At 62.9% G+C, this 14575-nt stretch carries 12 protein-coding genes; 3 read left to right on the top strand and 9 right to left on the bottom strand.

Annotated elements, in window-relative coordinates:
- Positions 1 to 46 precede the first annotated feature (46 nt).
- A complete protein-coding gene (locus ACMGFH_RS18800) occupies positions 47 to 568 on the top strand; it encodes a GNAT family N-acetyltransferase (protein WP_415380065.1) in 522 nt (173 codons plus the stop codon).
- Here ACMGFH_RS18800 and ACMGFH_RS18795 read toward each other — a convergent pair.
- The 8 genes from ACMGFH_RS18795 to ACMGFH_RS18760 form a co-directional block, all read right to left on the bottom strand.
- Entirely contained in the window at positions 556 to 1614 is a 1059-nt protein-coding gene (locus ACMGFH_RS18795) for an N-acetylneuraminate synthase family protein (protein WP_415380063.1), read from the bottom strand. The two genes, ACMGFH_RS18800 and ACMGFH_RS18795, sit on opposite strands and share 13 nt — an antisense overlap.
- Before the next feature lie 63 nt (positions 1615 to 1677).
- Positions 1678 to 2895, bottom strand: a complete 1218-nt coding sequence (locus ACMGFH_RS18790; RefSeq protein ID WP_415380062.1) for a DegT/DnrJ/EryC1/StrS family aminotransferase — start codon at positions 2893 to 2895, stop codon at positions 1678 to 1680.
- Positions 2892 to 3833: an NAD-dependent epimerase/dehydratase family protein gene (locus ACMGFH_RS18785; protein WP_415380061.1), complete on the bottom strand. Its 942-nt coding sequence runs from the start codon at positions 3831 to 3833 to the stop codon at positions 2892 to 2894. Before ACMGFH_RS18785 ends, ACMGFH_RS18790 begins: the two co-directional genes overlap by 4 nt.
- Before the next feature lies 1 nt (position 3834).
- The gene (locus ACMGFH_RS18780; protein WP_415380059.1) at positions 3835 to 4866 is read right to left on the bottom strand and encodes an SDR family NAD(P)-dependent oxidoreductase; all 1032 of its coding nucleotides are present in this window, start codon (positions 4864 to 4866) and stop codon (positions 3835 to 3837) included.
- The gene (locus ACMGFH_RS18775; RefSeq protein WP_415380058.1) at positions 4866 to 6668 is read right to left on the bottom strand and encodes an ABC transporter ATP-binding protein; all 1803 of its coding nucleotides are present in this window, start codon (positions 6666 to 6668) and stop codon (positions 4866 to 4868) included. Before ACMGFH_RS18775 ends, ACMGFH_RS18780 begins: the two co-directional genes overlap by 1 nt.
- Positions 6669 to 7458: 790 nt before the next feature.
- Positions 7459 to 8445 carry an NAD-dependent epimerase/dehydratase family protein gene (locus tag ACMGFH_RS18770; protein ID WP_415380057.1) on the bottom strand — a complete coding sequence of 329 codons (987 nt, stop codon included), beginning with the start codon at positions 8443 to 8445 and terminating at the stop codon, positions 7459 to 7461.
- Positions 8438 to 9367, bottom strand: coding sequence for an NAD-dependent epimerase/dehydratase family protein (locus ACMGFH_RS18765; RefSeq protein ID WP_415380056.1), 930 nt, complete (start codon positions 9365 to 9367; stop codon positions 8438 to 8440). Before ACMGFH_RS18765 ends, ACMGFH_RS18770 begins: the two co-directional genes overlap by 8 nt.
- A gap of 3 nt (positions 9368 to 9370) precedes the next feature.
- Entirely contained in the window at positions 9371 to 10555 is a 1185-nt protein-coding gene (locus tag ACMGFH_RS18760) for an NAD-dependent epimerase/dehydratase family protein (protein ID WP_415380055.1), read from the bottom strand.
- A gap of 151 nt (positions 10556 to 10706) precedes the next feature.
- On the opposite strand from ACMGFH_RS18760, the gene ACMGFH_RS18755 reads away from it, so the two are divergent.
- Positions 10707 to 12107 (top strand): DUF4330 family protein, encoded by a 1401-nt coding sequence (locus ACMGFH_RS18755; RefSeq protein ID WP_415380054.1) that lies wholly within the window; start codon positions 10707 to 10709, stop codon positions 12105 to 12107.
- Entirely contained in the window at positions 12104 to 12715 is a 612-nt protein-coding gene (locus ACMGFH_RS18750; protein WP_415380053.1) for a hypothetical protein, read from the top strand. Before ACMGFH_RS18755 ends, ACMGFH_RS18750 begins: the two co-directional genes overlap by 4 nt.
- A 63-nt stretch (positions 12716 to 12778) precedes the next feature.
- Here ACMGFH_RS18750 and glmS read toward each other — a convergent pair whose 3' ends face one another.
- On the bottom strand, positions 12779 to 14569 hold the full coding sequence (gene glmS, locus ACMGFH_RS18745; protein WP_415380052.1) for a glutamine--fructose-6-phosphate transaminase (isomerizing): 1791 nt from the start codon (positions 14567 to 14569) through the stop codon (positions 12779 to 12781).
- Positions 14570 to 14575 lie beyond the last annotated feature (6 nt).

Here is a 14575-nt window from a genome sequence, read left to right as displayed (position 1 = left end):
GTCGGCGGGCCACAGGTATTTGAGGGTGTGGGCGTGAAATGAGACGATGAACGTCTGTGCGGAGTGTAGACTCCCGATGGACAGGGAGCACGAGGACGAACGTTGCGGGGCCTGTGTGGCACTCGCGGGACGGGACCTCGACATCTCGGTCGCCCCACTCGAGCGTACCGATCTCGAACTCGTTCTGGCCTGGCGGTCGAATACAGAGGTGTACCGTCATTTCCGAGACCAGGACGCCCCTCTCGAATGGGAGGACCACGTCGAGTGGTTCGAATCGCGTGACGTACGCCGACACGACTTCGTGATCAGCTACGACGAACGTCGCGTCGGTGTAGTGAGTCTGGACGACGACGACGCGGTGAGTGTCTACCTCGGCGATGTCTCTGCACGCGGCCAAGGCGTCGCGACAAACGCTGTCAGGTGGTTGTGTGACCGCTTTGCCGACAGGGCACCACTGTTCGCCGACGTCCACGCGGACAACGACGCATCTAAGCGACTGTTCGAGCATTGCGGGTTCGAACGCAAGAAGCAGACGGGTGACTGGATACGATACGTCTACGAGTCGTAGTCCAACAGTGCCTCGGGCTGGATACCCTCTCCCTCACGAATCCGGCGGGCCGCCGTCGTCCCGAGGACGTCCTCGTAGTGTTTAGGTTGGATCCCGGCCTCCCGCTCGCCCGGGCGTAGGACTGCGATGTTGTCCTCAGTGAGGGTGTCGCCCGCCTCGATATCCGTCACGGCGTGGATCGCGCGCCGGGCTTTCTCGTAGAGTTCTCGCTCAATGTCGAGGACCCGCTTGTCACCGCTCCCAAGTGCGACTTCCGTGTCGCGTACAGCCGAGACCATTGCATCGAGTTCGTCGGGTTCCAGCGCGAACTCGTGGTCGGGTCCCTCCATCGTCTTGTCGAGCGTGACGTGTTTCTCGACGATGCAGGCTCCGAGCGCAACGGCCGTCGCGGGCGCGGTAACCGGGTCGAGCGTGTGGTCCGAGAGTCCGGCCGGGACGCCAAACTCTTCGGCCAGCGTGCTAACGACGCGCACGTTTATGTCTGAAAGGGGCGTCGGATAGGCTGCGACACACTGCAAGAGCGCCAGTCCGTCGGCGCTCGCCTGCTTCAGGACCTCGACCGACTCGCGCATCTCGGCGAGCTCGTGTGCGCCGGTGGACATGATGACGGGTTTGTTCGTCGACGCGAGGTGTCGGAGGAACGGGTGATGGCCGCTGGTGTAACTCGCCACTTTCCATGCTGGGACGTACTCCGCCAGTTCGTCGGCCGAGCGTTCGTCGAACGGCGTCGACATAAAATACAGGTTCTGCTCTTGGCAGTACTCGTGCAGGCGCGGGATCCATTCATAGGGCATTTCCATCGACTCGATGATCTCGTAGATGGAGCGGTCGTCGTCGAGATATTCGACCTCGCCGCTGTCACGTACGTACATATCCTCCGCTCGGAATGTCTGGAACTTCACTGCGTCAGCACCGGCTGAAGCGGCGGCATCGATCAGATCTGTCGCGAGGTCAAACTCGCCGTTGTGGTTCGACCCCGCTTCGGCGATGACGAACGTCGGACTGTTCGGTTCAATAGTCCGATCGCCGATCTCGAACGTGTCCATGGTGACACACTGCTTGGCGGTGGCAAAAAACCTCCCTCACTGAACCAGGCACGGGCCGCGGTGTTATCCATGATAGGCGTGCAGTCGCCGGACCGCGCTGACCACGTCTTCGACGTCCCCGTCGTCCATCGCCGGGTACAGCGGGAGGCTCACGAGTCCCTCGTAGACGTGCTCGGTCACGGGGAACTCGCCGCGTTCGTAGCCGAACTCGTCCTGGAAGAACGGGTGGAAGTGCAGCGGGACGTAGTGGACCTGCACATAGATGTTCTCGGCGTGCATCGCCTCAACGAACTCTGCCCGGTCACAGCCGAACTCCTCCCGCACTTCGGCCGCGTAGAGGTGGTACATCGGGTCACTGTCCGGTGCGTTGGGCGGTGTCCGCAGGCCCTCGATATCGGCGAACGCTTCATCGTAGCGGGCGATGATCTCGTCGCGGCGGCGTTTGAACTCGTATAGCCTGTCGAGTTGCGAGAGCCCAAGCGCGGCCTGGAAGTCGGTGACGTTGTAGTTGTATCCCTCGCCTTCGATGATCTGGTACCAAGGCTCGTCTTCGTGACCAAACGGGTCGTAGTTCATGTCGAACGAACGCAACCGCCGGACACGCTCGGCAAGCCGGTCGTCGTCAGTGACGACCATCCCGCCCTCACCGGTTGTGACGTTCTTCACCGGGTGGAAACTGAAGATCGCCATATCTGGTCGCGACCCAACGGGTTCGCCTCGGTGATCCCCGCCGAAACCGTGACAGGCGTCCCAGATGACCGTGAGGTCGTGCTCATCCGCGATCTCAAGGAAGGCGGTGACATCGGGCGGGTGACCGGCGTAGTGCATCGGGATCAACCCGGCGGTGTCCTCGGTGATCGCTTCGCGGACGGCGACGGGGTCGAGTGTCCGGGTCTGTGGATCGATATCGGCGAACACCGGCGTAGCGTCGGCGTACGTGGCGGCGTGGGCCGTCGAGGCGAAAGTCAACGGGGTCGTGACCACCTCGTCGTCAGAGCCGAAGCCCGCGGCGCGACCACAGAGATGCAACGCGGCAGTCCCAGAGGTGACGGCGACGGCGTGGTCAACGCCGACGAGGTCGGAGACGCGCTCCTCAAATCGTTCGACAGTGGGCCCCCGCGTGATGTAGTCCCCTTCCAGCGCCTCGACGACCGCTTCCTTGTCGGCCTCCGTGATCGACTGGCCGCCGTAACCCATTCCCTCCTCGCGGACCGGTTCGCCGCCATAGGCCGCTGGGCGGTCGGTGCCGTCGCCGCCCTTCAAAGCCGAATTGTCAGTCATATTTCCTTTTCGCACATCCAAGTCCGCAGTCGGTCGACACCCTCCTCAAGTGAGACGGTCGGCTCCCACCCCAATAACTCATGGGCCTTGGTGGGGTCACAACGCAACCGGTCGATCTCGCTCTGGGGATGGTGGTGCTCGACGTGTTCGATCCCGGTATCGCCAGTCGCGATCAGTTCGGCGAGTTTGTTTATACTGACATCTTCTCCGGTGCCGGCGTTGATTACCTCACCGACGGCGTCGTCGCTGGTGCTAGCTTCGACAATAAAGCGTGCGCAGTCAGTGGCGTACATTAGATCGCGGGTTTGGGTCCCGTCACCGTATATCTTCAGGGTCTCACCGGCCAGATCGCGCTTCGTGAAGATGGAAACAACACCGCCGGCATTGCTTGCCTTCTGGAAGGGGCCGTAGGTGTTGAACGGCCGCAACACGGTGACAGGCAGATCGTAACCGTGGTAGTAGGACATGGCGATGTCCTCTCCCGCAAGTTTCGTCCCGGCGTACGGTGAGGCGGGGTCCACTGGGTGGCCCTCGTCGATGCCCCCATCGGCGTCGGCGACATCGTAGACCATACAGGTACCGACGAGCGTGAGGCGAGTGTCCGTCTGGCGACAGGCCTCAAGGACGTGCTGGGTCCCGACGACGTTCGTCTCGAAGTGCGATCCGGGGTCGTTGAGGCTCTCGTGGACGTCGATCTCGGCGGCGAGGTGCAGACATATATCGACGTCATCGAACTGGGCGGCGACGCGGTCGGCATCGCGGATATCGCCCTCGACAATCGTGAAATCGGGGTCGTCCGCGAACGCAGCAACGTTCTCGCGACTGCCGCCAGAGAAGTCATCGTAGCCGTGCACGCGATAGCCGCGGTCGAGTAACTCTTTCGTGACCCACCGGCCGATGAACCCGGCCGCACCGGTCACGAGGGCTGTCTCGGCCATCTCAGTACACCCCCGCCCGTTCAAGCAGCCCGGCGACCTCCTCGCATGAGAGTTTTTCGGCTTGGTCGGACGAACGGACGATCTCGCCGGGCGGTTCGTAGCCCTCCAGTCCATCGTGGCTGAGATAGCCGTCCGAACCCGTTTCGGGCGGGATCGCGTAGATAGGGCCATTTTTGACTGCCCTCGCGGCCTCCCGTTTGGTCATCACTTTCTCGTGAAGAGTCTCGCCGACGCGGCGACCGACGACCTCGATTTCGATGTCCTCGGAGTCGTAGCCGTGTTTGGGGGCGAGGGTCTCGATCATCGCTTCGGCGAGGCACTCGATGCGGGCGGCGGACATCTCGTGGAGGAACACCTCGCCGCCCTGCATACTAGTGGCGGCCTCGAGAACGAGGTCCGATATCCCCTCTTCGGTGATGAAAAATCGGGTCATCCGCTCGTCGGTGAGAGTCACGGGGCCGCCGTCGCGGATCTGTTCTTGGAACAGCGGTACCACCGACTCCGAGGAACCCAGCACGTTCCCGAAACGCACCGACGCGAGACTCAGGTCGTTGCGGCCGCTGTACTTGTTGCCGGCGGCGACGAGTTTCTCGCCCAGCAGTTTCGTCGTCCCCATGGTGTTGGCTGGATGGACCGACTTGTCGCTGCTGGTGAACACGAGTTGTGTCGCCGAGGAGTCGATGGCCGCGTCGACGACGTTCTGGAGACCGACGACGTTCGTTTTGACGGCCTCGAAGGGGTTGTACTCCGAGATGTCGACGTGCTTCATCGCCGCCGTGTGGACGACAACATCGATGTCCTGCATCGCGCGGTCGAGGCGATCTTTGTCGCGGACATCCCCGAGTAGGAACCGGCACCGGTCGTCTTCGTATAGTGATTTTAGCCGTGCGAGACTGGGTTCGTTGTTATCGAGGAGTCGGATCACGTCGGCGTTGCCCGCGATGAGGCGGTCGACGAGAGTCCGGCCGACGGATCCGGCACCGCCGGTGATGAGAAACTTCTTGCCGTCGATGAACGCATTGAAGTCCCCCATCAGACACCCTCCCGTTGGGCTGTGTACAGTTCGGCGTAGGTGCCGTCATTCTTGAGAAGATCCTCGTGGGACCCAACCTCGTCGATCCGTCCGTCCTCGACGGTGTAGATTCGGTCGGCGTTTCGTACCGTCGAGAGACGGTGAGCGATGGCGATCATTGCGTAGTCTCTGTCCATGGCTTCGATGTTCTCTTGTACGTCGTTTTCGATCCCGGTATCCAAGTCGCTCGTCGCCTCGTCAAGCACGAGCAACTCTGATTCTTCCAGGAGCGCCCGCGCGAGGGCGACGCGCTGGCGTTGACCGCCGGAGAGACGAACGCCGTCGTCGCCCAGTTGCGTCTCGTAACCGTCGTCCAAGTCGTCCATGAACTCCGTGACGTGGGCCACCTCACAGACCCTGTCGAGATCGGCCTGGGTTGCGCTGCGGTTACCCACCGTGATGTTTGCCCGAAGGGTGTCGTTGAAGATAAAGGGGTTCTGGCGGACGACCGAGAGATCCTCGCGCCACTCGTCGATGTCGAAGTCCGCGATCGATTCGTTGTTGGCCAAGATGTGTCCGTCGCCTGGCTCGTACATGCGGGCCAGCAATGAGACGATGGTCGACTTGCCGGCGCCGGACGGGCCCACGAACGCGATGAACTCCCCACGCTCAACGGCGAACGAGATATCCTGCAGGACGGTATCGCTCTCGCTCTCATAGGTGAACGTCACGCCGTCGAAGGCGACCTCTTCCAGCGTCTCCGGGGGAGATTGCGATCCATCGGTAGGTTCGGCACGGGCCTCGAGTCGGTCGATGAACTCCTGTGTCCGGACGAGGTGGGGAAGATCGGCATTCAAATTATAGATGAGCCCGTTCAGATTGCTCACGCGGGGTCCGAGCCGGAACATGGCGAAGAGGAACACACCGAGTTCGCCGAGCCCTAGTGCCGAAAACGACAGCGCGACGTAGATCAGAACGAACATCATGACCGCAGTGAGGAGCTGGTAGAAGTTTTGAATCGCCATCTGGTTGCGGTAGTACCTCACCCGGGTGTTCGCGAAATCGTCAACCGCTTCGCCGAACCCGGCAACGATTTCGTCTTGGAGACCGAACAACTTGATGTCGCGGATCCCCTGTGTACCCGCCTGGGCGTGTTGTTGGATGCGTTCGTTGGCATCTGCTACTAGATCCCCAAGATCGTACCCCGAACCAAGGACTGACGTGAACAGGTACGAGAGGACGCCAAAGGCGGCTCCAGCGAAGAGTGTCAACACCGGAGCGAGATACAGGGCCAGTCCCAGATAAATGAGCGTGAGAAAGACGAGTTCGGCAGTTCTGATTATGTGCCGGAGGACGCGTGCGGCGTACTCCGCCTGCGTGACGATCGCGTTCAGGATGTCGTCGGATCCTTCGGTATCGAAGTATGCCACTTCGGCGACGACTGCGTTTTCGAACGCCCGCTTTTGCAGGTGACGCAGGTAGTACGTCTCGATAGCACCCCGGAACCATCCCACGACGAAGCTGAGAGTGAATCGGACGGTCAGCACGATCGAGACACCGACAACGAGAAACCCTAGCGAGAATGGGATACCAAGGAACAGGTAAATATCGGCAAACGTGCCGAGGATACCGCCGGCAGCCTGTGGATCGACTTCGCCGCGGGCGAGTTCAACGATCGGCCAGATGAAACTGAGTCCAATCCCCTCGAGGAAAGCCGCGACAACACTCAGAAGGATCGCGCCGGCCACGAGTTTCGGCCGGTATTTCGCGGCGCGGAGGAGGGCATCGACCCGCTCGCGCGATGAGATGTCGGAGTCAGTCATTCAATCAGGTGCCCTGAAATCGCCGCCGGGGCAACAAAACAGATCCGATAGCTGCCAGAGTTATTCTGCAACGCCGTGGCCCTGGAACAGGGGCAGAGACATCCAGAAATGTCGTGTGTTCGGCGTCAATATCAGACTCCGCACTCCGTGGTCATTTTCCAGCACAGACTGAGGGCATCATCAAGTGAGATGGAAAGCGCTGGGGGCGAAATCTAGACGAGGCTATAAATGAGACTACCCATCCGATAACGTCGTCTCGCTTTCATCTGTGAGCAGCCGTATACAACCGTAGCTACGATCGCCGCAACATAATATCGATCACGCAACACAAAGGGAAACAGGACGTGGAATCGGCTCAGTCCCTCGGTGTCTGGTGGGCGTCTGAGTCGGAGTGTTGATCATGGCCTCACCGAAGAGACGATGTCTAGCCGGGCTAGCCGGATATGTTCCTCGTGCGAATTATCGTGTCATCGGCGAGTATCTGGGTGGTGGGGTCCGCCGAGGCGTAATGAACTTCGTGTTCCCACCAACATGCGTTTGCTACAAATCTACCCACACACAGAAGACGCAGACAGCAACCCCACAGACACACTTCGCCCCCTGACCCACGCCGTCCAAGTCGTCGCCAGTCGAGTCAGTTGCCCTCACTACATCAATATGGATACCACAACCAACCGGGTATTGATCTTCTCATTGACACGGATTGTAGTGCATGTAAGAAAGTAGCACATTCGCCAAGTGAGTCTGAAGGCGCATGGGCCGAGTGTCTCGAGTCAAGCCCTAAGGCAATTCACGTCTGTAGCAACTCGCGGATGCTATCTTCAACCGAACACTCGACGGACCAACCTAACTCTTCGCGGGCATGCGTCATGTCGACTTCGAACTCGCTGACGAGTGTCTCGTCGCGCGGGTTCTCCAGCAGTTCGATACCGGGCTCGAAGTCAATCTCCTCGGCTGCGATATCCCGAACCAGCTCGGCGACTGTCGTGATTTCGGGATCCTCGTCGCTGGCGATTTCGTACTTCTCGACGCCAGTTTCACCCATTCTAAGCTGGTTGACCAGTCGCTCTGCGCTCCCGGTGTATGCCCGAGCGACGTCCTTCACGTGTATGTAGTTACGTGCTTGGTCGCCCGGTTCGTACACCGTCAAGTTCTCGCCGGCGAGCGCTCGGCCGACGAAGAAGTTTATCACTGTTCCCTTCGAGACGGTCTGGCCGTCGACCTCGTGTTCCCCGTAGAGATTCGAGATCATGAACAGGTGAGCCGGGAATGCGCCGTCAGCGAAGTCTTCGATCGCTCGTTCGCTGATCAATTTCGTCCGACCATACCAGTTCATCGGATCGCGTGGGTGATCGACAGTTATCGGGAACTCAACGGGGTCACCGAGTGTCGCCATGCTGAACGGGAAGATGAGCGCAGCCCCGGTCTTCCGGCAGAACCATGCAACGTTGTTCGTCCCCTGGACGTTCACCTCGTAGGCGAGATCCTGATTCTCCTCACAGTCGTCGACGCCGGAGATCGCCGCAAGGTGCATCACGATGTCCGCTCCAGAGAGAGCGTCTTCCAGCCTGTCCCGGTTGCGGATATCGACATGCTCGACGGTGACGTCGCCGATCTCGCGGACGTCACCGAGGTAGAAGTTGTCGAGTGCGGTGATCTCCCAGTCGGGATACGCTTCCTGCAGTTCGTAGACGACGCGGCTACCGATGAAGCCCGCCGCGCCGGTGACGGCGACGGTGGGCGAGTCGGGGTCGAAGTCGGAGGCAGTCTCACTCATTGGTGAATTTCTGTGCGAGGTCGCGAACGCCCTCGCGGAGCGTGTGTTCTGTCTCGAAGCCCGTCTCCGAGAGGCGATCGAAGTTGACGTGATACGACGGGCCGGGGTGTTCGTCCTCGAGGTAGGTGATGTCGACGGGGCCCACTTCATCGCGGACGACCTCGGCGATCTCCTCGATGCGGTAGTTGCCGTCGTTCGAGCCGACGTTGTAGACGAGTTCGTCCCACGCGTCGGGCTCGCAGACGGCCTGCTTGTAAGCGCGGGCGGCGTCGTCGACGTGGACGAACGGACGCCAGTTCGACCCGTCGCCGTACACCGTCAGCGGCCGTCCCGTCACCGCGCGGAAGACGAAGTGATTGACGACGAGGTTGAACCGGACCGCCGGCGAGTAGCCGAAGTTGGTGGCCATTCGCAGGGCCGTCCCGGTCATGTCGTACTCCTCGCAATAGTCCGCGAGCATCCCCTCGGACTGGTACTTCGTCTCGGCGTAGGGGTTGATCGGGTCCGGGTCGGTCGACTCGTCGATGTCCGTGCTCGTCGCCCGGCCGTAGATGTTACACGAGGAAGCGAAGACGACGTGGTCAACGTCGAGCTTGCCCGCGGCCGTGAGAACGTTCTCCGTGCCGTCGTAGTTGACGTCGAAGGTCTCGTCGCGGCGGTCGTGGGTGCTTGCGGCGCCCGTGATCGCGGCGAGGTGGACGACGCGGTCGACCCCGCGCATCGCGCTCTCGACATCACCGTACTCGCGGACGTCACCACGGCGGAAGTCGAGTTCGTCGTCGAAACAACCGAACAGTGCGCGCGGTGACCCGGAGACGAGGCTGTCGAGGACGACAACGCGGTCGACGTCGTCGTCGGCCTGCAGTTGCGGGACGAGGTGGCTGCCGATGTAGCCACATCCACCCGTAACGAGGACGTCCACGGCTTACTCCTCGTCGTCCCAGTCGTCGAGGACGCCCGGGAGGAACCGGTCCTCGTGGGCCTCAATGGTGTCGGCGTGGCGCGTCAGCGTCTCGTAGATGTCGGCGACGCCGTCTTCGAAGTCCTGAGCCTGCTCCCCGATGAGCGCGGCGTAGTTGTCGTTCTCGATCTCCATCTTGTGGGTCTCGTCCTCGTCTCGCGGGTTCTCGAAGTGCTCGACGGCCACGTCGAGGTCGAAGTCGCTCCCCACGTCGGCGATGGTCTCCGCGATCTCGACGATGGAGATTGCGCGGGTGACCTGATTGTAGACGGTGAGGTCGTCCGGGCGCTCCTCGTGGTCCTGCAGCGCGAGGTTGGCGAGCCCCTCGACGGCGTCTTCGAGGGAGATGAACGGCTTGCGCTGTTCGCCCTTGCCGTAGACGGTGACGGGGTAGCCCGCGACAGCCTGCGCGGCGAAGCGGTGGGCGACCGTCCCGAAGTAGTAGTCGAAGTCGAAGCGAGTCTTCAGACGGTCGTCCTCACGGGTCTCCGCGGTTTCGGTACCGTACGTGATGGCCGTGCGCACGTCCGAGATGGGGATGTCGAACTGCTGGTGAGCCAGGCGCATGTTCGCGGCGTCGTGGCTCTTGGTGAGGTGGTACCACGAGCCCGCCATCGCCGGGAAGGGGACTTCGTCGCGCTCGCCCTGGTTCTCCATGACCGCGCCGCCCTCGGGGATAGGGAACTCGGGGGCACCGTAGACGCCGGTGGTGGTGGTCTCGATGAAGTGCGTGTCGTTCAGGTCGTGTTCGTCCAGACCCCACAGCAGGTTCCGCGTCGCCTGCATGTTGTTGTGCTGGGTGTAGTTGGCCCGCTCGCCGTTGATCTGCGAGTACGGCGCGGAGGGCTGAGCGGCCGCGTGGACCACTACGTCGGGCTCGTGGACGGCCAACAGTTCGTCGACGAACGACTTCTCCACGAGGTCGCCCTCGACGAACGAGAGGTTGCCGAGGCCGAACACGTCCTCGGCGGCCTCGATGCGCTGGTCGATGCCCGCGACGGGCGTCGCGCTCTTGGAGCCGACCTCTTCGACCCACTCGCGGCGGGCGAAGTTGTCGACGAGCAGCACGCGGTCGTCCGTTCGGTTCGCGATTCGCAGAGCGGTCGGCCAGCCGATGTACCCATCGGCGCCGGTGACGAGGATCGTCATGAGTTACTCAAATAGTGAGTAACTATGCTCGCTTAAATATCTTGTCGTCTGCCGGCCAACCGAGACCTCGGAGTCAAACGGAGATACAAAGCACGGGCGGAGGCACAAACGAAACCACTTTATCCGTACTGACGCTGGCCTGTAGCAAGCAATGGCGATCATCGACGAGGACGGTCGGATATTCGGGACGATCAACGTCGTCGACGCCCTCGCCGTCCTCCTGGTCCTCGCGGTCGCCGCCGCCGGAATCGCACTGGTCACCGGGAGCGAACCCGGCGAAGAAGAGACCCGACACGTCACCATGGATCTCGGGCCACAGCCGGAGTACGTGCTCGAACAGATAGACGCCGGAGACACGGCGAGCCTGGAAAACGAGCCGGGGAACATGACGATCACTGACACTCACTTCACCCCCGGGGAGACCGATCCGCAGGCACTCGCCCGAATCGAGGTCACCGGGACCGAGACCGAGGATACGTTCACGTACGGCGGTCGGACCTTGCGACTCGGCCGCACGCTCCGATTCGAGACCGACGAGTACGTCGTCAACGGGACGATACAAAACGTCGGGAACGGGACCGACCTCCCGACCCAAGAGCGGACGGTCACTCTCCGCGGCACGGTGCCGAACGACGTCGCCCGTGACGCCGAAGCCGGAACTGAAACGCGGATCGCGAACCAGACGGTCGCTTCGATCTCCGATGTGGCGGTGTACGACAGCAACCGGTCCGGACACCGAACTCTCTTCATGGCCGTCGACCTCCGGACATACGGCACTGGTGACTCAGCCGAGTTCGCCGACACCCGCATCGAATCCGGCCAGAAACTCGTCCTCCCCGTCGCCGGGTACCAGTTCACCGGCGAGATAGAGCGGACCGGCGGGAACCTCACTCGGTCGAACGAGGAGGTGCTCGTCACTAACGTCGTCGACGAGAGCGTGGCACGTCAGATAGAGGCAGGCGACGAGTACCGCGTGGCCGGCGAGTCGGTAGCCACCGTCGAAAACGTCGCCGCATACGGGACGAACGACCCCGATCGCAATCGGGTGTACGTCGGACTCTCGGTCCAAGCGCTCACGATCGGCGACCGGCCGCAGTTCGGTGCAAACCGGACGCTCCGGGAAGACACCTGGCTCCCGTTCCGGACGGACAACTACGAGTTCGGCGGTCGGATCGTCCGAACCGGAACTGCGACCCAGCCCGGGGAGTCGGCCGAGCGGACCGTCGAGTTCGAACTGCAGAACGTTCCCCCGGAGCGGGCGAACAGTCTCTCGGCAGGCATGACTGAGACGGCCGCTGGACGGACCGTCGCCCGGGTGACCGACGTCACCGTGGAACCCGCGGTCGTCGTCCTCGAGAGTGAGAGCGGCGACATCTACGAGCGCGAGCATCCCGTCAACAAGGACGTCACGCTGACCGGCCAATTGCAAGTCCGCGAACTCGACGACGGCGTCCGCTTCAAGGGCCAGACCGTACAGGAAGGGAATACGCTCGTCCTCGACCTCGGGACGACGACCGTCCGCGCCGAGGTCGTCGACCTCGACGCCGAATGAACGTCCGGAACTCCCACGTCGTCCAGGCCCTCACAACGGTACTGTTGCGACTCCACACCGCCTTCGACGCCGCGACGACAACTCGAGAGGCCCGGGACACGCTCGACCGCTTGCGAACAGTCGCTGCGAGCAGCCGACTCGCCGACGGCGTCGCGTGGAGCGCACACGCGGCCCGCACGTCCTGGCTATACAATTGGCTGACGGCCGAGCCGAACCCTGACGTCGTCGTGATCGACCTGCGGGAGACGTACGTCGTCGGCCCAGTCATCCGAATACTCGACTACATGTTCGATGTCCTCTCACGTGGTTGGGGACGGGCCCGGTCGGGCCAGTTACTCGAAGGCCTCCAGCAGGAATTCGTCGACCGGCCGATCCAAGTCGTCAGTGGCGCCGCGCTCGCGGTGGTTGCCGTCAGTCTCGCTGTGATCGTCGCAATCGGATCGGCGACCGGACAGACCGTCGGATTCATGCTCCTCCCGGCGGCCGCCGCGCTCGCCGGGACGCGAATACGGGTATCGTGGGACGAGGTGACCGACTCGCACACGTACGAACTGCTCGTGGCGCTGTTAGAACCGCCAGAGCCACCGGAACCACCCGAAGACCGGTAGTCAAACGGTCGAACGCGTATCGAGGAGAGAAGGAGACCGACTGGGCCGTTCCGCGTAGGCCGTCTACTCCACCGTGACGCTCTTCGCCAGATTCCGCGGTTTGTCGATCGACCGACCCAGTTTATCGGCGACGTAGTACGACACCAGCTGTAACTGGACGTTCGCGAGCACCGCCGCGGCCTGCGGGTGCGTCTCGGGCACCTCCAGCACCTCGTCCGCGTAGCGCTCCACGTCCGACTGCCCGTCGGTCACCGCGACGACGGGCGCGTCGCGGGCCTCGACTTCCTTGACGTTCCCGATGGTCTTGCGCGCCATCTCGCCGTCGCCCGTCACAACCGCGAACACTGGCGTATCCTCGGTCACGAGCGCGAGCGGTCCGTGCTTCAACTCACCGGCGGCGAACCCTTCGGCGTGCTTGTAGGTGATCTCCTTCATCTTCAGCGCGCCTTCCAGCGCGACTGGGTACTGGTGGCCACGACCGATGAAGAAGTACGCACCACTGTCGACGTAGGTCTCGGCGACGGACTCGGCGTTCGAGTCGTCGAGGATCGCCTGGATGTTGCTGGGCAGGTCCCGGAGCGCGCCGATGATCTCGCGGGCACCGTCTATGCGGGTGGTGCCGAGCGAGAAGAGGTTCAGCGCGGCCAGCTGGGAGGCGAAGGTCTTGGAGGCGGCCACGCCGATCTCCGGGCCCGCTCGAATATACAGCGCGTGGTCGCACTCGCGGGCGGCCGTCGAGCCGACCGTGTTGGTCACCGCCATCGTCCGGGCGCCGCGCTTGCGAGCCTCGCGGAGCGCTGAGAGCGTGTCGGCGGTCTCCCCGCTCTGGGTGACACCGACGACGAGCGCGTCGCCGATGGGCGGCGGCGCGGTCGCGTACTCGCTGGCGAGGAACGTCTGGGCGGGGATGCCGGCGTCGCGCAGCAGTTGCGCGCCGTACAGCGCCGCGTGATAGCTCGTCCCGCAGGCGACGAACTGGACGCCCGTCGGTGAGAGGTCGCCCAGGTCGCTGATATCGACCTCGCCGGAGAGCTCGTCGACGCGGCCGCGGAGACACTGCCGGATGGCGCGCGGCTGCTCGTGGATCTCCTTGAGCATGAAGTGGTCGTAGCCGCTCTTGCCGGTCTCCTCGGGGTCCCAGTCGACGGTGTCGACGTCCTTGTCGACTTCGTTGCCGTCGACGTCGGAGACGCGCCAGCCGTCCGCGCTGAGCGTCGCGAACTCGCCGTCCGCGAGGTAGATCACCCGGTCGGTGAAATCGCGGAACGCGGGCACGTCGCTGGCCAGATAGTACGCGTCGTCGTCGATTCCAAGCACGAGCGGCGAGTCGTTGCGCGCCGCGTAGATGGTGTCGTCGCCCGAGACGACGACGGCGACCGCGTAGCTCCCCTCCAGCCGTGCGATGGCTCGGCGGACGGCGGCCTCGTTGTCCAGCCCGTCGGCGAGCGCGTCCTCGACCAGGTGGGGGACGACCTCGGTGTCGGTGTCGCTCTTGAAGGTGTGGCCCGCGGTGGCGAGTTCGTCGCGCAGTTCCTGGTAGTTCTCGATGATGCCGTTGTGGACGACCGCGACGTCGCCCGAGCAGTCCAGGTGCGGATGGGCGTTCTCGTCAGTCGGCGGCCCGTGAGTGCTCCATCGGGTATGGCCGATGCCGGCCGCGCCGCCCAAGGTCCGGGATTCGAGGGCCGCGCGCAGGTCCTCGATCTTCCCGGATTTCTTGCAGACGTCGACGCGTTCGCCCGAGAGAGCGACGCCCGCCGAGTCGTAGCCCCGATACTCCAGTTTCGAGAGGCCGTGGACGAGCACGTCGAGCGTCTCGTCTTCACGGCCTACGCAGCCGATGATTCCACACATTATCGT

This window comes from Halosimplex rarum, from assembly GCF_047715405.1.
Taxonomy (GTDB): domain Archaea; phylum Halobacteriota; class Halobacteria; order Halobacteriales; family Haloarculaceae; genus Halosimplex; species Halosimplex rarum.
This window is presented reverse-complemented; position numbering and strand designations above follow the sequence as displayed.

Excerpts from the sequence above, each read along its gene's own strand:
- ACMGFH_RS18800 (WP_415380065.1), top strand. The coding sequence starts at position 47 with ATGAACGTCTGTGCGGAGTGTAGACTCCCGATGGACAGGGAGCACGAG.
- ACMGFH_RS18795 (WP_415380063.1), bottom strand. The coding sequence starts at position 1,614 with ATGGACACGTTCGAGATCGGCGATCGGACTATTGAACCGAACAGTCCG.
- ACMGFH_RS18790 (WP_415380062.1), bottom strand. The coding sequence starts at position 2,895 with ATGACTGACAATTCGGCTTTGAAGGGCGGCGACGGCACCGACCGCCCA.
- ACMGFH_RS18785 (WP_415380061.1), bottom strand. The coding sequence starts at position 3,833 with ATGGCCGAGACAGCCCTCGTGACCGGTGCGGCCGGGTTCATCGGCCGG.
- ACMGFH_RS18780 (WP_415380059.1), bottom strand. The coding sequence starts at position 4,866 with ATGGGGGACTTCAATGCGTTCATCGACGGCAAGAAGTTTCTCATCACC.
- ACMGFH_RS18775 (WP_415380058.1), bottom strand. The coding sequence starts at position 6,668 with ATGACTGACTCCGACATCTCATCGCGCGAGCGGGTCGATGCCCTCCTC.
- ACMGFH_RS18770 (WP_415380057.1), bottom strand. The coding sequence starts at position 8,445 with ATGAGTGAGACTGCCTCCGACTTCGACCCCGACTCGCCCACCGTCGCC.
- ACMGFH_RS18760 (WP_415380055.1), bottom strand. The coding sequence starts at position 10,555 with ATGACGATCCTCGTCACCGGCGCCGATGGGTACATCGGCTGGCCGACC.
- ACMGFH_RS18755 (WP_415380054.1), top strand. The coding sequence starts at position 10,707 with ATGGCGATCATCGACGAGGACGGTCGGATATTCGGGACGATCAACGTC.
- ACMGFH_RS18750 (WP_415380053.1), top strand. The coding sequence starts at position 12,104 with ATGAACGTCCGGAACTCCCACGTCGTCCAGGCCCTCACAACGGTACTG.
- glmS (WP_415380052.1), bottom strand. The coding sequence starts at position 14,569 with ATGTGTGGAATCATCGGCTGCGTAGGCCGTGAAGACGAGACGCTCGAC.